This window comes from Streptomyces sp. NPDC086023, from assembly GCF_044540325.1.
In the GTDB taxonomy this organism is placed as follows: Bacteria; Actinomycetota; Actinomycetes; order Streptomycetales; family Streptomycetaceae; genus Streptomyces.
This window is the reverse complement of the sequence record NZ_JBITRX010000005.1, coordinates 343,269-365,048: the sequence shown is the minus strand read 5'-3', so window position 1 is coordinate 365,048 and position 21,780 is coordinate 343,269. Positions and strand designations below refer to the sequence as shown.

20 protein-coding genes are annotated in these 21,780 nt (G+C 74.0%); 7 read left to right on the top strand and 13 right to left on the bottom strand.

What is annotated here, in order from left to right; translation table 11 throughout:
• Nucleotides 1–21: 21 nt before the first annotated feature.
• The 7 genes from ACIF6F_RS13260 to ACIF6F_RS13230 all read right to left on the bottom strand — a co-directional run bounded on the left by ACIF6F_RS13260 (nucleotide 22) and on the right by ACIF6F_RS13230 (nucleotide 11,314).
• On the bottom strand, nucleotides 22–1,275 hold the full coding sequence (locus tag ACIF6F_RS13260) for an HEXXH motif domain-containing protein (protein ID WP_399945375.1): 1,254 nt from the start codon (nucleotides 1,273–1,275) through the stop codon (nucleotides 22–24).
• Nucleotides 1,272–2,483 carry an FxsB family cyclophane-forming radical SAM/SPASM peptide maturase gene (locus ACIF6F_RS13255; protein ID WP_399945372.1) on the bottom strand — a complete coding sequence of 404 codons (1,212 nt, stop codon included), beginning with the start codon at nucleotides 2,481–2,483 and terminating at the stop codon, nucleotides 1,272–1,274. Before ACIF6F_RS13255 ends, ACIF6F_RS13260 begins: the two co-directional genes overlap by 4 nt.
• Before the next feature lie 994 nt (nucleotides 2,484–3,477).
• Complete coding sequence (gene fxsA / locus ACIF6F_RS13250) at nucleotides 3,478–3,666, bottom strand: FxSxx-COOH cyclophane-containing RiPP peptide (RefSeq protein ID WP_399945367.1); 189 nt, start codon at nucleotides 3,664–3,666, stop codon at nucleotides 3,478–3,480.
• A gap of 83 nt (nucleotides 3,667–3,749) precedes the next feature.
• Complete coding sequence (locus ACIF6F_RS13245) at nucleotides 3,750–7,031, bottom strand: SAV_2336 N-terminal domain-related protein (RefSeq protein ID WP_399945363.1); 3,282 nt, start codon at nucleotides 7,029–7,031, stop codon at nucleotides 3,750–3,752.
• A gap of 6 nt (nucleotides 7,032–7,037) precedes the next feature.
• Nucleotides 7,038–8,027 (bottom strand): AAA family ATPase, encoded by a 990-nt coding sequence (locus ACIF6F_RS13240; RefSeq protein ID WP_399945361.1) that lies wholly within the window; start codon nucleotides 8,025–8,027, stop codon nucleotides 7,038–7,040.
• Between the two features lie 675 nt (nucleotides 8,028–8,702).
• A complete protein-coding gene (locus tag ACIF6F_RS13235) occupies nucleotides 8,703–10,919 on the bottom strand; it encodes a trypsin-like peptidase domain-containing protein (RefSeq protein WP_399945359.1) in 2,217 nt (738 codons plus the stop codon).
• Nucleotides 10,916–11,314, bottom strand: a complete 399-nt coding sequence (locus ACIF6F_RS13230; protein ID WP_399945356.1) for a CU044_2847 family protein — start codon at nucleotides 11,312–11,314, stop codon at nucleotides 10,916–10,918. The genes ACIF6F_RS13235 and ACIF6F_RS13230 overlap by 4 nt, the downstream gene beginning before the upstream one ends.
• A gap of 151 nt (nucleotides 11,315–11,465) precedes the next feature.
• On the opposite strand from ACIF6F_RS13230, the gene ACIF6F_RS13225 reads away from it, so the two are divergent.
• Nucleotides 11,466–11,648 (top strand): DUF6104 family protein, encoded by a 183-nt coding sequence (locus ACIF6F_RS13225; protein WP_014176503.1) that lies wholly within the window; start codon nucleotides 11,466–11,468, stop codon nucleotides 11,646–11,648.
• A 167-nt stretch (nucleotides 11,649–11,815) separates the two neighbouring features.
• Here ACIF6F_RS13225 and sodN read toward each other — a convergent pair whose 3' ends face one another.
• Nucleotides 11,816–12,211, bottom strand: coding sequence for a superoxide dismutase, Ni (gene sodN / locus ACIF6F_RS13220; RefSeq protein ID WP_030209807.1), 396 nt, complete (start codon nucleotides 12,209–12,211; stop codon nucleotides 11,816–11,818).
• A 233-nt stretch (nucleotides 12,212–12,444) separates the two neighbouring features.
• Here sodN and sodX point away from each other — a divergent pair, with 233 nt between their 5' ends.
• Entirely contained in the window at nucleotides 12,445–12,849 is a 405-nt protein-coding gene (sodX, locus tag ACIF6F_RS13215) for a nickel-type superoxide dismutase maturation protease (RefSeq protein WP_399945584.1), read from the top strand.
• On the opposite strand, the gene ACIF6F_RS13210 is transcribed toward sodX, so the two are convergent.
• A complete protein-coding gene (locus ACIF6F_RS13210; RefSeq protein WP_399945353.1) occupies nucleotides 12,753–13,382 on the bottom strand; it encodes a CGNR zinc finger domain-containing protein in 630 nt (209 codons plus the stop codon). The genes sodX and ACIF6F_RS13210 overlap by 97 nt on opposite strands.
• Before the next feature lie 80 nt (nucleotides 13,383–13,462).
• Here ACIF6F_RS13210 and ACIF6F_RS13205 point away from each other — a divergent pair, with 80 nt between their 5' ends.
• Complete coding sequence (locus ACIF6F_RS13205; protein WP_399945350.1) at nucleotides 13,463–14,224, top strand: class I SAM-dependent methyltransferase; 762 nt, start codon at nucleotides 13,463–13,465, stop codon at nucleotides 14,222–14,224.
• Nucleotides 14,225–14,412: 188 nt separating this feature from the next.
• Here ACIF6F_RS13205 and ACIF6F_RS13200 read toward each other — a convergent pair whose 3' ends face one another.
• From ACIF6F_RS13200 to ACIF6F_RS13190, 3 genes are read right to left on the bottom strand one after another with little or no spacing between them, the layout of a single operon-like run.
• A complete protein-coding gene (locus ACIF6F_RS13200; RefSeq protein ID WP_399945348.1) occupies nucleotides 14,413–15,180 on the bottom strand; it encodes an amino acid ABC transporter ATP-binding protein in 768 nt (255 codons plus the stop codon).
• Nucleotides 15,177–16,124, bottom strand: coding sequence for an amino acid ABC transporter permease (locus tag ACIF6F_RS13195; protein ID WP_399945345.1), 948 nt, complete (start codon nucleotides 16,122–16,124; stop codon nucleotides 15,177–15,179). The genes ACIF6F_RS13200 and ACIF6F_RS13195 overlap by 4 nt, the downstream gene beginning before the upstream one ends.
• Before the next feature lie 29 nt (nucleotides 16,125–16,153).
• The gene (locus tag ACIF6F_RS13190) at nucleotides 16,154–17,107 is read right to left on the bottom strand and encodes an ABC transporter substrate-binding protein (RefSeq protein ID WP_399945344.1); all 954 of its coding nucleotides are present in this window, start codon (nucleotides 17,105–17,107) and stop codon (nucleotides 16,154–16,156) included.
• Between the two features lie 528 nt (nucleotides 17,108–17,635).
• Here ACIF6F_RS13190 and ACIF6F_RS13185 point away from each other — a divergent pair.
• From ACIF6F_RS13185 to ACIF6F_RS13170, 4 genes are all read left to right on the top strand, one after another.
• A complete protein-coding gene (locus ACIF6F_RS13185; RefSeq protein ID WP_399945341.1) occupies nucleotides 17,636–18,835 on the top strand; it encodes an NADP-dependent malic enzyme in 1,200 nt (399 codons plus the stop codon).
• A 172-nt stretch (nucleotides 18,836–19,007) separates the two neighbouring features.
• On the top strand, nucleotides 19,008–19,970 hold the full coding sequence (locus ACIF6F_RS13180; protein ID WP_399945338.1) for a zinc-binding dehydrogenase: 963 nt from the start codon (nucleotides 19,008–19,010) through the stop codon (nucleotides 19,968–19,970).
• Nucleotides 19,971–20,038: 68 nt separating this feature from the next.
• The gene (locus ACIF6F_RS13175) at nucleotides 20,039–20,248 is read left to right on the top strand and encodes a helix-turn-helix domain-containing protein (RefSeq protein ID WP_037851906.1); all 210 of its coding nucleotides are present in this window, start codon (nucleotides 20,039–20,041) and stop codon (nucleotides 20,246–20,248) included.
• Nucleotides 20,248–20,775 carry a Clp protease N-terminal domain-containing protein gene (locus tag ACIF6F_RS13170; RefSeq protein ID WP_399945335.1) on the top strand — a complete coding sequence of 176 codons (528 nt, stop codon included), beginning with the start codon at nucleotides 20,248–20,250 and terminating at the stop codon, nucleotides 20,773–20,775. Before ACIF6F_RS13175 ends, ACIF6F_RS13170 begins: the two co-directional genes overlap by 1 nt.
• A 48-nt stretch (nucleotides 20,776–20,823) precedes the next feature.
• Here the strand turns inward: ACIF6F_RS13170 and ACIF6F_RS13165 are convergent, their stop codons facing one another.
• Nucleotides 20,824–21,780, bottom strand: coding sequence for a helix-turn-helix transcriptional regulator (locus tag ACIF6F_RS13165; protein WP_399945332.1), 957 nt, complete (start codon nucleotides 21,778–21,780; stop codon nucleotides 20,824–20,826).

Below are 21,780 nucleotides of genomic sequence, written 5' to 3'. Positions count from 1 at the left end.
GATACCGCAGGTCACGGGAGGTCAACCCGGTGTGACGGCGGCGAGTTCGGGGTGGGCCTCGGCCCAGCCCCGTCGCTCGCGGGCGAGGGCGGCGCGGGCGGTGGCGTACTGGTCGCCGGGGGGCGGCAGCTCGTCCATGGCGGTCTCGGCCTCGGCCATGGCGCGGGTGAACTCGCGTCCGGCTGTCGTGAGTTGCGGGGAGCGCTGGAGTCCGGGCAGGACGGCGGCCACCTGGGCGCGGTGGCGGGCGTGGGCGGCCCAGGCGCCGCGGGCGCCGTAGAGGGCGGCGCGCTGCCAGTAGCGGGCCAGGGCCAGGTGGGCGTACGTGCCGTGGAGAAGTCCCTCGAACGGGCGCGGGTCGCTGCGCCAGGGGGCCCAGTGGCGGGGGGTGCGGTCGGCGGTGTGGAGGGTGACCAGGTCGCCGAGGGCGGCGAGCTTCCCGTGCTGGAGTTCGTGGACCAGGGTGGCGGCCAGGGCGGGCGGCGACTGGACCCGGACGAGGACGGTGCCGGGCGCGGCGGGCAGGGTGGCGCCGCTGGAGCGGGAGGCGCCGGCGAGCGGCACGATCGAGCGGAGCAGTCCGGCGGCCTCGGCGGCGCGGGCGGGGTCGTAGCGGTCGAGGAGGGTGAGGGCCGCGGACCACTGGGTGTCCCAGCGGCGGTGGCCGCGGGGGGTGAGCCGGCGGGCCGGCTGGGTGGCGTGGTGTCCGGCGGGTGCGCGGTACGGGTCGAGGTCGTCCAGGACGGTCCGGCCGCCCGGCAGTACGTGCAGGGGCAGGGCGGCGGGGTCCTGCGGGTCCCAGGAGCGTTCGGTGAGGGCGAAGGTGCCGGGGCGGGTCGGGCGCAGGAGGCCGAGGGTGGGCAGGGCGAGGCGGCCCTGGACGGGCCGCAGGGCGGTCTTGAAGGAGACTCCGGCGCGCAGGGCGGCTGCCACGGCGAGGGCGCCGAGGTGGCCGAGGTCGGGCGGGGGCGCGTCGCCGTCGGGGGCGTGCAGGCGGCGCAGGGTCTCCTCGGCCCAGACGCCGGTGGAGGGGTAGTGCAGGACGTCGTGGACGGCCGTGGGGTCGTGGCGTTCGGCCTCTTCCAGGAGGGCCCAGTGGTCGGCCGGTTCGGATCCGGGCGCGGCGTCGAGCACGGCCCGCAGCAGCAGGAGGCGCTTGCTGTGGCGGGCGTGGCGCAGCAGCCGGGCGCCCTCGGCGGAGGGTTCGGTGCTGGCCAGGTCGCGCAGGACGGGGCCGTCGGCGCTGAGGGGTGCGGGCAGGGACGTGCCGGTCACGAGGCGAGCTCCTGGGCGGGTTCCGCGGTGGCGGCCGCGTGGAGGGCGCCGGCGATGTGCCGGATGAGGACCTGGAGGTCGGCGCAGTACACCGAGGGGTGCCGGAAGCCGGAGCGGGCGCGGTAGCGGTGCGGGTAGAGGCCGCCGCCGCAGACGGCGAGGAGTTCGCAGCCGTGGCACTCGGGAGCGAGCGCCGCGCTGCCGAGCTGGCGGGCGGCGAGGCCGGGGTGGTCGAGGAGGTCGTCGAAGCTGTGGGTGTCGAGCCGCATGCCGGTGTCGGCGGCGCCCTCGTAGGCCGATTTGAGGGTGTCGGCCTGTTCGAGGCCGCCGTCGGTCTCGACGACCGCGGTGGCGGCGGGTGCGAGACCGAGGGCCTCGCTGGCGCTGGGCAGGCCGAGCAGCAGGGCGATGACCTCCTCGAAGAGCCGGACGCGGGTACGCCGTACCTCGCCCTGCCACCACTGGTCGAAGACGGCCGTGAGCCAGTCGCCGTACGGGGTGCGGCCGGGTACGGCGCCCGGGGGCGGGGTGCTCCAGTTGGCCAGGGGCAGCAGCAGGCCGATGGAGGGCGGGCCGAAGGCGAGCAGGGAGCGGTACGTCTCCACCGGGTCCTGGCGCAGGTCGACGACGCAGAGCAGTCCGGCGTAGCTCTCGGGGTGCCGGGCCAGCAGGCGCAGGCCCCGTGCGATGGCGGCGAAGGCGGGCCGGCCGGAGTGGTCGACGCGGCGGGCGTTGTGGCCGGGCAGGCCGCCGTCGACGCTGACGCCGACCCTGATCCCGGCGGCGGCGAGGGCGTCGAGGCGGCGGGGGGTGAGAAGGGTGGCGTTGGTCTGCACGGTGGCGGTGAGCCGGGTGCCGGGGTCGAGGGCGGCGCGTACCCGGTCGACGGGCCCGGTGAGTTCGGCGGCGGGGGCGAGCAGGGGTTCCCCGCCGTGCAGGACGAGGTCCACGCGGGGGAGGCGGTGGGCGCGGGCGTGCTCGGCGATCCGGCGGGCGGCGAGGTCCTGGGTGGCGGGGGCCATCACGGCGGGACGGGCGCGCCAGGACTGGTCGGCCATCGTGTAGACGTAGCAGTAGGTGCAGGCGAGGTTGCACCGGCTGTGGGTCTTGAGGACGAACTGGCGCAGCGGGTGGGGCCGGTGGCCGGCCGCGCGGAGGGCGGGCACGTCGAGCCGCGCGTAGGGCCACGCCGCCTGCCGCCGGTGCACGGCGTCCACCCCCGCGGCGCGCGTGGCGGGGCCCGCCGCCGCGCTCCTCTCGGATTCCCGCGCCTCCCCACCGGTCCCGCGCCACCCCGGGGTGCCCGGAGCACTGCCGCTCCCCCCACCGGCCGGTTCCGCCGCCGCCCGGAGGTCCGTCTGCCCGCCTGCGGCCCCGGCGGCGAGAGGCCTCGCCACCCGTCCGTCCGCGTCGAGCCCGCCCCACGCGGGCGCGTCCGGCAGCACGCCGGGCACCCCACAGGCCGGTTCCGCCGCCGCCCGGACGTCCGCCGGCGCCCGCGTCTCCGCGGCCGGGGTGGCCTGCGCGGAAGCGTTCGGAGCCCGGCCGTTCGCCCCGCCGACCGGTTCCGGCGTCCCGCAGGCATCGGCATGCGCGGGGGGAAGCGCGCCCGCGAAGAGTTCCGCGGCTGCCCTCGCGGGCGGCCCGAGGCCCACCCGGCCAGAGGCGTCGTGGACCGCGCGGGGTGCGTCAGCGGCCGGCGCGCGCGCCGTGCGTGCGTCCGGTCGCACGGCTGCGGCTGTGGGGCGGGCCGCAGCACGCGCATCGGGGTCGGGGCCGCCCCACCCGGGCACGTCCAGGGCGGCGCTGTGCACCCCCCGGGCCGGTTTCGCGGCCGCGTGGGCGTCCGCCTGCGTGCCGGGGCCCGCTTCCGCGACGACATCCGCGGCCGCCCGCGCCGACGCCCCGAGACCCGACTGCCCGAAGGCGCCGGGGATCCCACCGGTCGGCTCGCCCGCCGTGCCGGCGGCCGTACGCGCGCACGCGGCCCCGGCCGTGAGAGGGGCCGCCGCCCGTGCGTCCGCGTCGAGGCCGTGCTGCGTGGGGGCGTCCGGGGCTCCGGCGTCCTCCCCGACGGGACGCGGCGTGGCGGCGCCCCCTCCCGCGCTGGTCCTCATCGGCTGCCCCTCCCCCCGCGGACGTTCCATCCCTGCCCTGCGCCCCCGGCCCCCTAACGGCGGAAAGCGGTCAACTGCCTTCGGGTCAGGAGGCCTTCTGGTCGTAGTCGCAGAGCACTTCGGCGGGGTGGCTGACCCGCTCCACCATGCCCTCGATCACCTCCGCCAGGACCGCGTGGTCGATGCCGCGCAGCGTGGCCAGATCCAGCCCGGAGAGATCGGGCAGCAGCCCGCGGCACGCTCGCCCGGCCGGTTCATGACGGGTTGTCACCATCAGCTCCTTCTCCCCCTGTTGAATCGACCGTCTGTACGGTCCAGTCCACTTTCCCAAGCTCCGGCCCCCGGAAACAGCGGCGCTCAGGAGGCGGTTCCCAGCGCACGGACCCGCGCACGGACGGCCGCGCGGCGCTCCGCGTCGGGACCCGTCGCGGTGCCGCCCGGGTCGAGCCGCTGCCACAGCTCCAGCGCCGCGCGGTACGCGTCGAGCGCGGCCCGGGGCCGGCCGAGCCGCTCCAGCACCTCGCCGCGCAGCTCCTGCACGCGCGCCGCGAGGGCCTGGGCGGTGCCGCGCCGGTCGCCCTGGTCCGTCTCCAGGGCGGCGCGCCAGGCCCGGCGGTACGAGTCGGCGGCCCGCTCCAGGCGGTCCGCGGACCTGGTGTGGGCGTGGATCTCCTGCTGGAGGTCGCCGTGCTCGCGCCAGGCCCCTGCCTCCTCCAGGGGGCTCCGGCTCTGCCGTACGGCCAGCTCCAGCAGGTACTCCGCCTCCCGCAGATCCACCAGGTCCCCCTCGTGCGCGTGGCGCAGCCGCAGTCCCGCGGCCAGCCGCGACAGCCGCCGGGCGGCGCGGGCGTCGGACCGGGGCACGGCGGCGCGGCTCTCGCGCAGCACGCGGACGGCGGCGGAGACGAACCGGCGCCCGTCCGCGGCCCGGGCCCGCTCCAGCAGCACGTCGCCCCATTCGGGCAGCAGCTCGCCGTACGCCTCGGCGTCCCGCGGGATCAGCCTGCGGGCCCTGGCGTACGCGTCGGCCGCCTCCTCCAGCGCCCCGGGCACCCCGTCCCGCGCGTACCGGGCCCGGTGCACCCGCGCCAGGCAGACCAGCCCGGCCAGCCGCAGCTCCGGGTCACCCTCCGCCTCGTCCAGCGCCTCGGCCAGCAGCCCGGGGGCTTCACCGAGCCGCTCGGGCAGGTGCCTCAGGGCGGTGGCCAGGTCGAGCCGGGCCCGCGCCCGCTCCAGCCGCTCCGCCACCCCAGGACCCGCATCGCGGCCGCCCCCGGGGTCACCGCCGGGACCGGCTCCGGGCAGCCCGGCGAGCCCCGCCGCCAGCCGCACCGCGGCCCGGCCGGCCAGCTCCACCCGCTCGTCGTCGTCCCCGGCGCGGTCCGCCAGCCCGAGGAGCACCCGCCCCAGCACCAGGTCGAGCCCCGCATCGGGCGCACCGCCCAGGGCCCGCTCCGCCCGCTCGAACTCCTCCAGCGCGGCCTGCGCCTCCCGCAGGGCCTCCGGGTCGTCCCGCAGCCCGGCCAGCCGGCCCAGTGCCCCGGCCCGCCGCAGCACGCAGTCCCGCCGCAGCCCGCGCTCGACGCCCGGCACCGCACCGACGGCGGTGAACTCCCGGTCGGCTGCGGCCAGCAGCTCCGCCGCGGCCCCGGGATCCCCGGCCGCCCCGGCGGCGGGGTCGGTGGCCCGCTCGTACAGCACCCGGCCCAGCACCGCCCGCGCCCGGACCATGCCGGGCAGGTGGGACACGGTGCGGGTGACCCGCTCGGCCTCGGCCAGGAGTTCGGGGTCGCGCTGAGCGCCCCAGAGGGTCAGCAGCGCGCCGGCCAGCTCGGTCTCGGCCTCCCCCGCGGTGTTCCCGGGCCCGGCCGGCACGGCGGTGGCCCGCCGCAGCACCGTCACGGCCTGGTGCAGGGCGTTGCGGCTGCCGTCCCGGTGGAACACGGCGAGCCGGTCCCGGGCGATGGCCAGCGCCTCCTCCCGGGTCGGGGCCGGGGTGTGCCGGTCCTCCGCCCCGTCGGCCACGGCCGGCGGCTGCGGCACGTACCGGCGCACCACCTTCGCGGACACCTGGGCGAAGGCCTGCGGGAGCCGGGCGGCGGGGAGCCGGGGCGGCTCGGTCCCGCCGTCCGGACCCGCGGCGGGCACCGGCACCCCGGTCAGCTCGGCGACGGCCAGCGCGGGGAAGTTGCGGACGCCCCGGCCGAAGTGCTGGAGCACGTACTCGGAGCAGTGCTTGAGGACGAGGGCCGCCTCGTCCCGGCCCAGCGGGCCCAGCAGCACGTCCTGGACGCCCTCGACGAACTCGTACCACTCCCCCGGCACCGGACCGCTGCGCCGCAGCAGTCCGCTGAGCAGCACCTCGGCAAGGTCGGAGGGCTCGGAGTCCGGCAGCATCGTGCGCTGCACCAGCCGCATGACCGGCAGGTTCAGAGGCGCGGCGGACAGGTAGACGGCCAGCTGCACGGCCCGGGGCGCGGCCGAGGAGCGGAACCGGCGGACCAGTTCGCGGGGCGGCCGGGCAACCCGGGGCGGCGGCAGCGGCACGCCCGGGTGGTCGGCCAGGACGCGTCCCACCTCGGCCGGCACCCCGCCCCCGCCGAGCCCCGCGACGAGCCGCGCCCAGGCGCCGAGCGCGGGCGCGCTGGGCGGCAGCACGGGCACGGCCAGGCCGCCCGTGGGACGGCCGTGCGGGGTGGGCCGGTCGGGCTCGAAGGACAGCGAGCCGGACGGATCCTCGGTGCGGGCGAGCCGGCCCCGCTCGGTGGGCAGCCAGGTGCGGCTCCACAGGCGCTGGGGCAGCGGCTGGACGATGACGGACGGCGTGCACTCGGTCCACCGGTGCAGCAGGCGCTGCGCCTCGCCCTCCCGCCACACGGGCCCGGCGCAGTCGCTGACCAGCATGGTGAGGCCGCGCCCGGTGGGGTCGCGCAGCCGGTCCCCCGACCAGACCCGGGTGCCGGGACCGGGTGCGCGGCCGACGGCGGCGGTGCCCTCCGGCAGCCGGTGGAGGTAGTGGACCTGCACGTCGCGGAAGGCGCCCAACCGCTCGCAGACCGCCCGCAGGTCGTCGAACATGTCCCGCCAGACGGCCATGGACGGGGAGGCGTCCATGACCAGCCTGAGCGTGGTCTCCCGGCGGGTCTCGGGCCGCATGACCGGGATGGCCAGGCCCAGGGCGCGGGCGCTGGCCTCGGCGGTGGCCTCCTCGTCGAGCACCAGGCGGGCGGGCGGCGCGGGGGGCCTGCGGCGCTGGAGGACGCGCAGGGCCCGCTGGATGTCCTGGATGCGGGGCAGGGCGCCGGCCGCGGGGACCCGTACGGGCACGGCGGTCCGCGGCACGACGGGTGCCGCGGAGGGGACCGGGGCGGGCGCGGAGCGGTCCTCCGGATACAGGGCGACGACCCCGTCCGCCTCGCGCGCCGGCGGCGCTACGGGCGGCCTGCCGGGCACCGGGACGGCGTCCTCCCGCCCGGGCTCCCCCGGTTCGGCTCCGGGGCCGCCCTCACCGGCCGGCGGGACGTCCCCACCGGTCCGCCGGGCCGCCAGCCAGAGGGCGTCGGCGAGTTCCTCGGCCGACGGGTCGAGCCCGGCGGCTCGCAGCAGCCGGGCGAGCCTGCGGAGTTCGGGCGCGGTCACGGGGGGTCACCTCGAACGGTCGAGGCGCTGGATGAGCAGGTCGGCGAGGTCCTCCCGGGTGGGCGGGGCGGCGTGGTGGGTGAGGTAGATCGCGTTCAGCAGCTGGTCGGCGGCGACCAGTTCGGTCTGGGCCCGGCCGAGGAACTCCCGGATCAGGTCGGCGCCGAGCCGGGCGGCCTCCTCGCCGAGGTGGGCCGTGACCATGGTGGCCAACCGCTTCTCGCCGGGCGGGCCCAGCTTGAGCTGGATGCACCGGCGGAGCAGGGCGGCGGGGAACTCCCGCTCGCCGTTACTGGTCAGGATGATGAACGGGAAGGCCCGGCAGCGGATCCGGCCGTCCCGGACGGTGACCTTCGCACCGTCGTCGGTCAGCACCTGCACCTCGGGCTCGATGTCGGCCACCCGCTCCAGCTCGGGTATCGCGAACTCCCCTTCCTCCAGGACGTTGAGGAGGTCGTTCGGCAGGTCGATGTCGCTCTTGTCCAGCTCGTCGATGAGCAGCACGCGCGGCCGCTCGGTGGGCAGCAGGGCGGTCCCGAGGGGCCCGAGCCGGATGTACCTGCCGATCCCCGGCGCGCCGCCGAGCTGTACGTCCTGAAGCCGGGCGATGGCGTCGTACCGGTACAGCCCCTCCTGGAGCACGGTCCGCGACACCACGGGCCAGCGCAGCACCCGGCCGAGCTTCAGCTCGTGGGCGACCGCGTGGGCGAGGGTCGACTTGCCGGTACCGGGATGCCCGGTGACGAGCAACGGCCGCCGCAGGTAGAGAGCAGCGTTGACGGCCTCCAACTCCTCCGGCTCGGGCCGGTGCAACTCGGCGGCGTGCCGGTGCGCCCCGAGCCGCCGCGTGGCGGCCGTCGCGGACTCCTCGGAACCGGGCCCCGCCTCGACGGGAGGCCCCCCGTCGAAGTCCCGCCAGGGCGGCGGCGGTGGCAGTTCGTCGATCCGGTCGTGCGGCTCGCCGACTCCGCGGTAGATGAGCCATTCCTCACTCACGTGCGCCTCCTGACGCCGTCGCCATAGTCGCCCCCGTCCCACCGCCGCCCCCGCGCCGACGCCCCCGCCCCGGCGGAGAACCCTCCCCTGCCGGCACGCCCCCTGTACGCACACCGGCCCCCGGGCTGCCTGACGCGCACCTGCCCCTGTGCCCGCACTCCACTCCGGCCCACCCCCCTTGGCCACCCAGGTGGGTCGTGTGGTGTGTGGGGAAGGTGCTTGACCCGTCGTGGCAGGCTGGACCGGAGGCAGGCCCGGGCCTGGGGTGGCCGAAGGCCAGGGCGAAGCGCACGAGCCTCCCGGCAGGGGGCCACATCCCCGCGACCGGTGTCCCGCCCCACCCCAAGCCGCACCTCACTCCGGCCCACTCCCCTTGGCAGGGCCAGGTGGGTCGTGTGGTGTGTGGGGAAGGTGCTTGAGGCGTCGTGGCAGGCTGGTCCGGAGGCAGGCCCGGGCCTGGGGTGGCCGAAGGCCAGGGCGAAGCCCCAAAGCCCCAGGGGTGGGCCTGCCGCTGGGCCTGCAGGCCACGACGCGTCAAGCACCGAGGGGACCCACACACCACACGACCCACCACCGAAGCTCCGGCGACCGTCACCCGAAGCTCCGGCGGCCGTAACAGCCGGCAGCGCCGGCGACCACCCAAACCCCACGCCCGCCCCCAAGCCCCCCGCCCACTCACAAATCCCCCTGCAGCGGTTCGTCGTCTGGCAGTGGGCGTGCCGGGTCGTCCCAGACCAGTCCCATCCCCGCGGCCCAGTACGCATCCGGGTCCCGCCCGTGCGCCCGTATCCGCAGCGCCTGCATCCGCAGCGGCAGCGCGTCACCGCGCACCGCCTCGGCCAGCTCCTCGCGCACCCCGCGGTGGAAGGGCGCGCACGATGCTCCGCCGAGCGGCGGGCGCCGGCACAGCAGCACCCCGTACCCGGCGCGCTGCACGGCGTGGAGGGAGCCCATCCGACAGTGCACGGCCACCGTGTGCTCGGGCAGGGCGGTCAGCCAGCCGAACGGCGGGGTACGGGGCCGCCCGCCCCGGCAGTCCGCGCGGCCCTCCAGCACCGGGCCGGCCATCACCCGCGCCCACCGCTCCGCCCGCCGCCGAAAATCCTCACCGACCTCCCCCAGCCCAGCCCCAGGCCCAGCCCCAGGCCCACCCCCCGCTCCAACCCCAAGCCCAACCCCCACGCCACCCACCGACCCCGACCCGCCCCCACCCGGGTACCGGAACACCACCGGCCGCTGCACCCCGAGCGGCACCCCGCCGGCCACCGTCCACTCGTCGACGTCGAGGGTGAACAGCTCGGGCGCCACGGCCACTTCCAGGAGCGCGGCCGCGTCGGCGGTGTCGCACCGCCGGAACCCCTCGGCCAGCGGTGCCCGCAGCGCGTCCGGCAGACCGTGCAGGGTGGCCCGTACGCCCGAGTCGACCGGCGCCACGTGCTCAGGACCCAGCAGCACCGAGACCCGCCAGTCGTACACGTCCTCCCAGCCGTGCGCCCAGGCCTCCAGCAGCACGCTGGGGCCGGCGGGCAGGCCGGTGCCGTACGGGGAGGGCGGGGCGGCACCGGCGGCCGGGACGTGGCCGTGGGCCGGCCGGGCGCGCAGCCCGGCCTCGTGGCGGTCGCCGAGCTCCTTCCGCAACCCGCGCCAGAAGCGGCCGCCGGCGGTCTCGTACACCCAGTCCCACAGGTCCTCGTCGGCGCCGGGCGCGACCGGCTCGCGGTGCTCGGCGAGGGACACCTCGGTGGCGTAGCGGAGCATGGCCGCGGCCTCGCCGCCCGCGCCGGGCGGGTCGTAGAGCATGCCCAGGCCGTCCCGCCAGCTCAACGGCGCCGGGGTCAGGCCGGTCCACTCCTCACCGCGCACCCTGTCGACCAGGCTCTGGACCGCCTCGGAGGAGGCGGGCGGCGGGAGTTCGGCGAGCAGCCCGGTCAGCGTGACGCGCTCGGCCGCGGTCAGCCGAGGGCCGCCGCCCATGCCGCCGCCCCCCAGGCCACCTCCGCCCAGCCCACCTCCCCCCAGGCCACCTCCGCCCAGCCCACCTCCCCCCAGACCGCCTCCACCCACCCCACCACCCTCCATCTGGAGCCTGAGCTGGGCATCGGTCCAGGTGGGGCGGGTGTTCTGGTCGCTCTGGTGCTGGTCGGAGTGGTGCCGGTCGTGGGCCCGCATGACCCGGCGGTACAGGCCCATCCGGCTCTTGGCGGACATCGGGAGGGTGCGGAGCTGGGTGACGGCGACTGCCAGCCCGCCGCCGAGGTCGTTGCGGCGGGCCTTGACCACCCCGATGACCTCGCCGCGCTCCAGGTCGACCACCGGGCCGCCGGACATCCCCGGTTCGATCTCGTCCTCGGCGCCGAGCCGGAGCAGGGTCCCGCGCCCGGCCTCGCCGCGCAGCCGGGTGGGGCGGCCGGTGATGTCGGGGAGGCCTGTGTCGTCCGTGCATCCGAAGTACGCGACCTCGGCGAACCGGTTGACCCGTGGCCGGTCGGTGAGCCAGACGCAGGCGTGGTCGACGGGGTCGAGGACGCGGACGAGCGCGAGGTCGGGCGCGGGCCACATCCCGGCCGGCCGCAGCTCGCCCGCCGTCTCCGGCAGGACGCACTCGACGCGGCCGGCCACGGTGCCGGTCGCGCCGCTGTCGCCGGAGGCGAAGGTGATGCCGATCTCCCGGCCGACGATCCGCACCGCGCCACCCCCTCCCTCCCCGACGACGTGCGCGCACGTCAGGACCCAGCCGGGGGCGATGAAGAAGCCGCTCCCCCAGGTGTCGTCGGTCCTGGGTTCCCCATACCCGTCGGGCGGGGCGTGGACGCGTACGGTCGCGGCCAGGACCAGGGGATCGAGGATCTCGAAGGCGGCGCGCCCGGAGTCGCCCGTGCGCCCGTACGTCACCCCCGTGCCCCCTCCGCCGCACGCCGGCCCTCAGGCTCGTCGGGCTCGTCGGGCTCGTCGGATCGCCAGGTGAGGGTGATCGTGAGGGCGGCCTTCCCCTCGCCGCCGGCGAGCAGGGAGACGATCTTCCCGCCTTTGACGGTCAGCTCGATGCCGAAGGCGACGCTGACTTCCTGGGGTTCGAGGCCGTCGGTGGCGCTGCGCACGCTGCCGGCAACGCCGCGGATGAGGTCGTCGAGCCCGGCGACCTGGAGTGCCACCCGCTCGGAGAGCCTGCCGGTGTCGGTGTACTTGCCCTGGCCGGGCACCGCGGGCAGCTGGTCGGCTCCGTCGACGCGCACGAACACGGTCCGGCCGTCCAGCTCGATGCTGGTCAGCCCGTCGGACGTTCCCAATTCCCGCCCCCGCCCCCCGTGGGCCAACCTGCCTCCGGCCCAAGCGTGTTGAAGCAGTTCAGGCTAGCGCCGCCCGGGGGCGCGCGCGAGGCTCCCGGGAAATGCGGATTATCCTGGCCGGGAATGACCCCCACTCGACACGGAGCCTGTTGTGTACTTCACCGATCGCGGCATCGAGGAGCTGGAGAAGCGGCGCGGCGAGGAGGAGATCACCTTCGAGTGGCTCGCCGAACAGCTCCGCACCTTCGTCGACCTCAACCCGGACTTCGAGGTGCCGGTGGAGCGCCTGGCGACCTGGCTGGCCCGCCTGGACGACGAGGACGAGGACGAGTAGCGCGCGGTCGCAGCCCCGACCACCCGGCCGCAGCGCCGAACAGGAACCGGGCAGCCCCCAGGCGGACACACGAGAGGCCCGGCCGGAGCGTACTCCGGCCGGGCCTTCGCGTCGCTGGGCAGCCGTGGACCTGGTGGTCAGGCCTCGCGGGGCAGCCGCGGGCCTGGTCAGGCCTGCTTGGTCTCCCAGAAGATGCGGTCGATCTCGGCGATGAGCTCAAGCGCCTTCTCACCGGTCTTCGGGTCGTTCGACGCCTTGGCGGCCGAGAGGGCCTTCAGGGTGTCGTTGACCAGCGTGTGCAGCTGCGGGTACTTCTCGAAGTGCGGGGGCTTGAAGTAGTCGCTCCACAGCACCGAGACGTGGTGCTTCGCGAGCTCCGCGCGCTGCTCCTTGATGACAATGGCGCGGGCGCGGAAGTCGGCGTCCTCGTTGGCCTGGTACTTCTCCTGGACGGCCTTGACCGACTCGGCCTCGATGCGGGCCTGGGCCGGGTCGTAGACACCGCAGGGCAGGTCGCAGTGGGCGCTGACCTTCACCTTGGGGGCAAACAGGCGGGAAAGCATTGAGCTTGTCCTCCTCGTGATCGTCTTCTCAGGTGGGAGATTACTCCGTGAGAAAGCCGATTTCGCGGCCGCCCCCATGGGCTTAGGACAAAAGTCCAGGGTCAGGATGGGACCGGTGAGCGAACGTACGGATTCGCCGTGGGCGTGCCGGGAGGTGTCACGTGCCGAAGGGGTGGCCACAGGGCTGGCCGAAGAGCCGGCCGAAGGGCTGGGTGTCGAAGGTGCCGTTGCGGATGCCCCTGCGGGTGCCGTTCCAGACCGTGGAGGTGTCGGGGCCCTCGATGGTGCCGACGCTGTACGACGGAGACTGGTTGCTCGTGCGGTACGGGGCTGCCGTGCGCCCCGGCCGGGTCGTGATCCTGCGCCACCCCTTCCAGCAGGACCTGCTGGTGGTCAAGCGGGCCACCGAGCGGCGGGACGGCGGCTGGTGGGTGCTGGGCGACAACGCGTTCGCGGGCGGTGACAGCACGGACTACGGCACGGTCCCCGAGGAGCTGGTCCTGGCGACCGTACGGCTGCGCTTCCGCCCGCGGCGACCCGATCAGACCTCGCTCTCCGCGCGGCTCTCCTGGGCGCTGTCGGCGCTGCGGCCGGTGCTCTCCGACCGCTCGGCCTCCAGGCGCTTGCGGGCGCGGTAGGCGGCGACGTTCGCGCGGGTGGCACAGCGGTCGGAGCAGTAGCGGCGCGACCGGTTGGTCGAGGTGTCGAGGTAGGCGTTGCGACAGGGCGCGGCCTGGCAGAGGCCGAGGCGGTCGGCGCCGTACTCGGTGAGGTGGAAGGCCAGCCCCATGGAGGCGATGGCGGCGTACCCCGCGGTGGCGTTGGAGGGGTGGTCGGCGAGGTGCATGTGCCAGCGCGGCCGGCCCTCCTCGTCGAGGTAATCGTGCCCGGAGATCTGCGGGCTGACGGGGAACTCCAGGAGCAGCGAGTTGAGCAGGTCGACCGCGAGGGTCTGGTCGCCGGTGTCGGCGGCCTCGAAGATCGCGCGGAGCCGGGCGCGGACCGACCGGAAACGGGTGACGTCGGCGTCCGTGGCACGCCGGGCCGCCGGGGAGCCGTCACCGAAGAGGGCGCGGACCGCCTCCACGGAGGTGAGCGTGTCCTTGTTGCGGGCCGGCTCCTCGCTGTTGACCAGGCGCACGGCGTAGTCCGAGTAATAGGCCAGTTCCACTTGTAGTCCTTAACGGCGGCAGTCTAGGTTCAGTAACGACTGACAGTGCTTCGAGGGTATTACGTACAGAGGGGTTCGGGATGGCCGAGACGACGACCGGTACCGACTGGCAGGCCTGGCAGGAGAGCTGGGACCGCCAGCAGGAGTGGTACATGCCGGACCGCGAGGAGCGCTTCCGCGTCATGCTGGACATGGTCGAGGCCCTGGTGGGCCCCGCACCGCGCATCCTCGATCTGGCGTGCGGTACGGGAAGTATCACGGATCGGGCCCTCCGGCGGTTCCCGGATGCCGTGAGCACCGGGGTGGATCTGGACCCGGCTCTGCTGGCCATCGCCGAGGGGCACTTCGCGGGGGACCCCCGGGTCACCTTCGTCACCGCGGACCTCAAGGACCCCGAGTGGGCGGCGCGGCTCCCGTACGACTCCTACGACGCCGTGCTGACCGCCACGGCCCTGCACTGGCTGCACAGCGAGCCCCTCGCGGTGCTGTACCGGCAGCTGGCCCCGCTCGTCCGCGAGGGCGGCGTCTTCATGAACGCCGACCACATGAGGGACGAGGGCACGCCGCGGATCAACGCCGCCGAGCGCGCGCACCGGCACGCCGGCATGGAGCGGGCCCGGGCGGCGGGTGCGCTGGACTGGGCGGACTGGTGGGCGCTGGCCGCGAAGGACCCGGTGCTGGCCGGGCCGACCGCGCGCCGGTTCGAGATCTACGGCGAACACGCGGACGGCGACACCCCGTCCGCGGAATGGCACGTGCGGACGCTGCGCGAGGCCGGCTTCGCCGAGGCCCGCACGGTCTGGCGCTCGCCGTCGGACGCGCTGGTCCTCGGCCTGAAGTAGGAAACCGGACGGAAAACCGGCGGACAACCGGCGCAAGACCTGCGCAAGACCGACGGAAGACCGGCGGACAACCGAAGCAGGAAACCGGACAGCAGACCGGAACGTTCCGCGGGAACGCCGCAGGGGCGGTACGGAGGCCGGTACGCCCCGTACCGCCCCGTACCGCCCCTGCGGCGCAAACGATCCTGCTACAGCACCTTGGACAGGAAGGCCTTGGTGCGGTCGTGCTGCGGGTTGCCCAGCACATCGCGCGGGTGGCCGGACTCGACCACGACGCCGCCGTCCATGAAGACGAGGGAGTCGCCGACCTCGCGGGCGAAGCCCATCTCGTGGGTCACCACGATCATGGTCATGCCCGACTCGGCCAGGTCCCGCATGACGTCGAGGACGTCGCCCACCAGCTCCGGGTCGAGCGCCGAGGTGGGCTCGTCGAAGAGCATCAGCTTCGGCTCCATGGCCAGCGCGCGGGCGATGGCCACGCGCTGCTGCTGGCCGCCGGAGAGCTGCGAGGGGTAGTTCCCGCCCTTGTCGCCCAGGCCGACGCGGTCGAGGAGGCGCACGGCGCGCTCACGCGCCGTGGCCTTGCTCTCGCCCTTGACCATGACCGGGGCTTCCATGACGTTCTCGATCGCCGTCATGTGCGGGAAGAGGTTGAAGCGCTGGAAGACCATGCCGATGTCCCGGCGCTGGGCCGCGACCTCGCCGTCCTTCAGCTCGTAGATCTTGTCGCCCTTCTGCTTGTAGCCCACCAGCTGGCCGTCGACCGACAGGCGGCCGCCGTTGATCCGCTCCAGGTGGTTGATGCAGCGCAGGAAGGTGGACTTGCCGGAGCCGGACGGGCCGACCAGGCAGAAGACCTCGCGCGGGGCGACTTCGAGATCGATGCCGCGCAGGATGTGGGCGGCGCCGTAGGACTTGTGGACGCCTTCGGCCTTGACCATGGGCTCGCCGGTCATCGGGCCACCTCCGTACGGCGGAACATGTTCAGGTTGGCCTTGACGCGCTGCCACGGGGTGGGCGGCAGGTTGCGCGTCGAGCCGCGGGCGAATCGGCGCTCCAGGTAGTACTGGCCGACGCTGAACACGCTCGTGAGGGCGAGGTACCAGATGGAGGCCACGAAGAGCATCTCCATGACGGCGCCGGCCGTGTTGCCGATGTTGGACGAGGCGCGCAGCAGCTCGGTGTACTGGACGGCCGAGACCAGCGACGAGGTCTTGAGCATGTTGATGAACTCGTTGCCCGTCGGCGGGACGATCACGCGCATGGCCTGCGGCAGGATGATCCGCCGCATGGTCTTGGTCTGCGACATGCCGAGTGCGTGCGCCGCCTCGGTCTGGCCCTCGTCGACGGACTGAATGCCCGCGCGGACGATCTCCGCCATGTACGCGCCCTCGTTCAGGCCGAGGCCCAGGAGCGCGACCATGAACGGGGTCATGACCTCGACCATCTCGTTCTTGTAGATCGGTCCGAGGTTGAGGTACTCGAAGATCAGCGAGAGGTTGAACCAGACGAGCAGCTGCACGTACACCGGGGTGCCGCGGAAGAACCAGATGTAGAGCCAGGCGACGGCCCCGGTGACCGGGTTCTTCGACAGGCGCATCACCGCGAAGAGGATGCCGAGCGCCAGGCCGAGGGCCATGGCGGCGACGCTGATCAGCACGGTGTTCCACAGTCCGTTCAGGACCGCGGGGTCGAACAGCTTGTCCCACACCGTGTCCCAGATGATGTTGCCCTGGGAGAAGGCGTAGACGAGCCATCCGAGCAGCGCGACGACCACGACGGCGCTGATCCAGCGGCCGTAGTGCCTCACGGGGATGGCCTTGATCGCCTCGTACGGAGTACCCGAGGCGCCGGGCCCGGCCGGTGCGGCGGCCGGACCCTTGTCGGTCTTGTCAGTCACAATGACTGCCCTTCAGTGGAGCGCTGAGATCACTTGCCGGCGTTGATGGTGGCCGACTGGACGGCGCTGTCCTTGACATCCCACTTCTCCAGGACCTTGGCGTAGGAGCCGTCCTTGATGATGGCGTCGAGGGCTTCCTTGACGGCTTCACGGAGCTCGGGGTTGTCCTTGGAGACGCCGATGCCGAAGAGGCCGACGTCGCTCTGGCTGCCGGCGACCTCGAAGTCCTTGCCGCCTCCGGAGGTCTTCGCGATGTACGCGGCGACCGGGTAGTCGTTCAGGTCGGCCACGGCGCCGCCGGCCTTGACGCGGGTCTGCGCCTCGGCGTCGGTGTCGAAGGCCTGGATGGTGAGCTTCTTGTCACCGCACTTGGCGGCCTGGGCCTTGAAGGTGTCCTCGTAGATCGTGCCGCGCTGGACGGCGACGGTCTTGCCGCAGAGGTCGTCCAGGGACTTGATGTTCTGCGGGTTGCCCTTCTTGACGAGGAGCGAGACGCCGGAGCTGAAGTAGTCGACGAAGTCGATGCCCTTGCCGATCTTCTTGCCGGAGTCGTCCAGCCCCTCCTGACGCTTCTTGTTGTCCGTCATCGAGGACATGATCAGGTCCTGGCGGCCGGTGTAGATCGAGGTGATCAGGCCGTCGAAGGTACCGGACACGAACTCGAACTTGACGCCGAGCTGCTTGGCCAGGGCCTGGCCGAGGTCGGGGTCGACGCCGACGATCTTGCCGTTCTCGACGAACTCCATGGGGGCGTACGCGGCGTCGGTGCCGACCTTGATGACGCCCGCGTCCTGGATCTTCTTGGGGAGCTTGGCGAACAGCGGCGCGCTGCTGGAGTTCGGGGACTCCTTGGTGCTGCCGGAGCCGCTGTCGGTCTGGTCGCCACAGGCGGTCAGCAGGAGGCTGCCTGCGACCGCGATGGCGCCGACCGCGGCGATCCGGGACCGGGCGGCGGTCGTACGACGGGTGGTGCTTGCGGTCATGAGCTTGTTCCTCCGGCAGGGATGGAAAGCGGCCGAAATGAGGGTCGGGCACGCACCTTCGAGTGTCGCGACCTCGTGTGATTCCGCATCTTGCCATTCGGACTGCGGGAATCAGACGGCCAGCCAGGTCAAAATCGGATAACGAGAGGCGGGGTAGAGGCAACAGGCCTGCGGACAAGGGTGATCGCCACAGAAGTTTCTGGCGCGTAACCCGCGGGACACCGCGGTTTTTGCGGTTCGTCTCGGGTGCTGGACCGGGTCTGCCGAACTTTCCGGGTAAACCGGACAATGCCCGTAGGATCAAGGCGGAATCGACTCGTCTGGGCGAGCCTTCTTCGGGTAGAACAGATCCTTACACCCCTCATCCGGGGGCTCAGGGCGCGTGTGCGGCGCGCCCGCGCGTACGAACCTCCCCTCCGTGGGAAGCCGGCTCACCCGTCGGCGGAACCGGAGCTCGAACGCGGTGCCCGCCCACTCCGCAACCAGGAGTGGCCACCCTCAACCGATAAAGACTTAAGGGGTCAACAAGTGGCAGCGGAGATCGTCAATCCTCGCAGCGACAGCGTCACGGACAACAATCCGGATGCGGCCTTCGCGCTGCACCGCGGCGGGAAGATGGCCGTGCAGGCCACCGTGCCGGTCCGTGACAAGGACGACCTGTCCCTCGCTTACACGCCCGGCGTGGCCAAGGTGTGCACCGCCATCGCCGAGCAGCCCGAACTCGTTCACGAGTACACCTGGAAGTCCAACGTGGTCGCCGTGGTGACCGACGGCACCGCGGTGCTCGGACTCGGTGACATCGGGCCCGAGGCCTCCCTCCCCGTGATGGAAGGCAAGGCCATCCTCTTCAAGCAGTTCGGCGGCGTCGACGCGGTTCCGATCGCGCTCGCGACCAAGGACACCGAGGAGATCATCGAGACCGTGGTCCGCCTCGCGCCCTCCTTCGGCGGCGTGAACCTGGAGGACATCTCGGCACCGCGGTGCTTCGAGATCGAGCGCCGCCTCCAGGAGCAGCTGGACATCCCGATCTTCCACGACGACCAGCACGGCACGGCCATCGTGACGCTGGCCGCCCTGCGGAACGCGGCCAAGCTCACCGGCCGCACCCTCGGCGACCTGCGCGCGGTCATCTCCGGCGCCGGCGCCGCGGGCATCGCCATCGCCAAGATCCTCGTGGACGCGGGCATCGGCGACGTGTGCGTCACCGACCGCAAGGGCGTCGTCTCCGCCGACCGTACCGACCTGACGGACGTCAAGGCCGAGATCGCCGGGCTGACCAACAAGACCGGCCTCACCGGCTCGCTGGAGTCGGCCCTCGCCGGCGCCGACGTCTTCATCGGCGTCTCGGGCGGCACCGTGGCCGAGGAGGCGGTGGCCACCATGGCCAAGGACGCCTTCGTCTTCGCCATGGCCAACCCGAACCCCGAGGTCCACCCGGACGTCGCGCACAAGTACGCGGCCGTCGTGGCCACGGGCCGCAGCGACTTCCCGAACCAGATCAACAACGTGCTGGCCTTCCCCGGCATCTTCGCCGGTGCGCTCAAGGTCCGCGCCTCCCGGATCACCGAGGGCATGAAGATCGCCGCCGCCGACGCCATCGCCGGCGTCGTGGGCGACGAACTCGCCGCCGACTACGTGATCCCCTCGCCCTTCGACGAGCGCGTCGCCGAGGCGGTCACCGCCGCCGTGGCCGCCGCCGCCCGCGAGGAGGGCGTGGCCCGGATCTGATCCGCGGACACCGCTCGCGAAAGGGCCGTGCCGGGTCCCCCAGGGGACCGGACGCGGCCCTTTTCGCATGCCGGGGCGTGCCGCGCGAGCACCCGGAGTGCGACGAAGAACTCACCCTCCGTCCGCCGGAAGGTCTGGAAGCGGGCGACTACCGGGCGGTAGCGTCCGGGGCATGTTCGCCGCCTATGCCGCCCGCATCGACCGTGACCAGCCGCTGAGCGGCCTTGAGCTGGGCGAGCGCCCGGCCCCCGAGGCCCGTCCCGGCTGGGTGACCGTGAACGTCAAGGCCGCCTCGCTGAACCACCACGACCTGTGGTCGCTGCGCGGGGTGGGCCTCGGCGAGGACAAGCTCCCGATGATCCTCGGCTGCGACGCCGCCGGGATCGACCAGGACGGCAACGAGGTCGTCCTGCACTCCGTGATCGGCCAGAGCGGCCACGGCGTCGGCCCGGACGAGCCCCGCTCCATCCTGACCGAGCGCTACCAGGGCACCTTCGCCGAGCAGGTCACCGTCCCCGCCTGGAACGTCCTCCCCAAGCCGGCCGAGCTGTCCTTCGAGGAGGCCGCCTGCCTCCCGACGGCCTGGCTGACCGCCTACCGGATGCTGTTCACCAACGCCGGCGTGCGTCCGGGCGACTCGGTGCTCGTCCAGGGCGCCGGCGGCGGCGTCGCGACCGCGGCGATCGTCCTGGCCAAGGCCGCGGGGCTGCGCGTCTTCGCGACCAGCCGGGACGAGGCCAAGCGCAAGCGCGCCGTGGAGCTGGGCGCGCTGGAGGCGTACGAGCCCGGCGCGCGGCTGCCCCAGCGCGTGGACGCCGTGATCGAGACGGTCGGCGCGGCCACCTGGTCGCACTCGGTGAAGTCCCTCCGGCCCGGCGGGACGATCGTGATCTCCGGCGCGACCAGCGGCGACCGCCCCTCGCACGCCGAGCTGACCCGGATCTTCTTCCTGGAGCTGAAGGTGGTCGGCTCCACGATGGGCTCCAAGGACGAGCTGGAGGACCTTCTCTCCTTCTGCGCCGCCACCGGGGTCCGGCCGGTCATCGACCAGGTGCTCCCGCTGGACCGGGCCCGCGAGGGCTTCGAGCGGATGGCCTCCGGCGATCTGTTCGGCAAGGTCGTGCTCACCGTCTGACCTCCCCACCCCCACCCGGCCGTCAACCAGGGTTGACATCCGTCATGACGTCAACCACAGTTGACGTCATGACGGATGCGACCGATCTCGCCGAGCGGGCCGGTGACCGTGACCCGCGTGTCGGGCTCCGGGCCGTGGCCGCGCTGCGGCGACTGCTGGAGCAGCTGGAGGCCGTACAGGTCCGCAGCGCCAGGAACCAGGGCTGGTCCTGGCAGGAGATCGCGGCGGAGCTGGGCGTCAGCAGGCAGGCCGTGCACAAGAAGTACGGGAGGCAGTGATGTTCGAGAGGTTCACGCGGGAGGCCAGGGAAGCCGTCGAGGGGGCGGTCGGGCACGCCGAGCGCACCGGCTCGGCGGTGGTCTCGGAGGAGCACCTGCTGCTGGCCCTGGCCGAGCGGGCGCCCTTCACCTCCCTGGGGGTGGACGCCGGGGCGCTCGCCGCCGCACTCGCCGAGAACCGGCGGCGCGGAGGGCTCGGCAGGGCCGACGAGGAGGCCCTCGCGGGCCTCGGGATCGATCTCACCGAGATCGTCTCCCGCGTCGAGGCGGCCCACGGCGCAGGGGCGCTGGCCGGCCCCGCGCCCCGCACCCGGCGCTGGCCGAACCACCGCAGGTTCACGGCCGGGGCGAAGTCGGTGCTGGAGCAGTCGCTGCGGGTCGCACTGGGCCGGCGCGACCGGCGCATCGGCACCGAGCACCTGCTGCTCGCCCTGATCGCCCGGCCGGGCGCCGTGGGCGACGTACTGGCCGACCAGGGGGTGACGTACGCGCGCGTGGAGCACGTACTCGCGGGCCCGGAGGCCTGAGAACCGGCCCCCGTCACCGGTGGTGACGGGGGCCGGCCCCCTTTGGACTCAGTGTTCGCGGAGAAGCGCGCCGAGCCGGGCGGCCGCGGTGGAGAGGTGCTCGCGGGCCTCGCGGAGCTGCTCGTCGGTGACCCCGTGGTCCCGGGCCGCGTCCCGCACGTCGTCGCGGAAGCGGTCCAGCAGGCGGTCGAGGTCGCGGGCCTGGTCACCGGACGGCGCCAGGTCGGCGGCCCAGTCGGGGGAGCCCTCGGGCGCCCGCTCGACGTCGACGGACCAGCCGGCCTTGGCGGACCCGTCCGCCGGTTCCGTCTTCAGGAAGGCGTTGGTCGCCTCCCGGGCCAGGTCGCCGAGCTGGGTGGTGAACTCGGAGAAGCCGCCACGGACCCCGGACCGCGTGAACTGCTCCTGCAGCTGGCGGGCGATCCGCTGGACGTCCTCGCGGGCCTTCTCCTGGGCCTCCCTGGCCTGGCGGCGCGCCGTCTGCGCCTCCTCGCGGGCCCGTCGGCTCTCGTCCTTGGCTCGGCGGGCCTGCTCCTTCCACTCCTGCTTGGCGCGGCGCAGCTCCTCCTTCGCCTTCAGCCAGGCCTCGCTCTCGGCGAAGCCCTCCTCGCGGCGGTGCTCCGAGGCCGCCGCCGCGGCCTTCATCTCGCGGCGCAGGTCACCGGCGGCGCCACGGACGTCGTCGCGGATCTCCGCGGCCAGCTCGGAGACCGACTCACGGATCTCCACCTCCAGGTCGGCCAGCTCGCCGCCGCGGCCGGCCAGCTCCTCGCGGCCGGCGTCGGTGATCGAGTAGACCTTCCGGCCGCCCTCGGTGGCGTGCGTGACCAGTCCCTCGGCCTCCAGCTTCGCCAGCCGGGGGTAGACGGTGCCCGCGGAGGGGGCGTACAGGCCCTGGAACCGCTCCTCCAGGAGGCGGATCACCTCGTACCCGTGACGAGGAGCCTCGTCGAGCAGCTTCAGGAGGTACAGGCGCAGACGGCCGTGGGCGAAGACGGGCGGCAT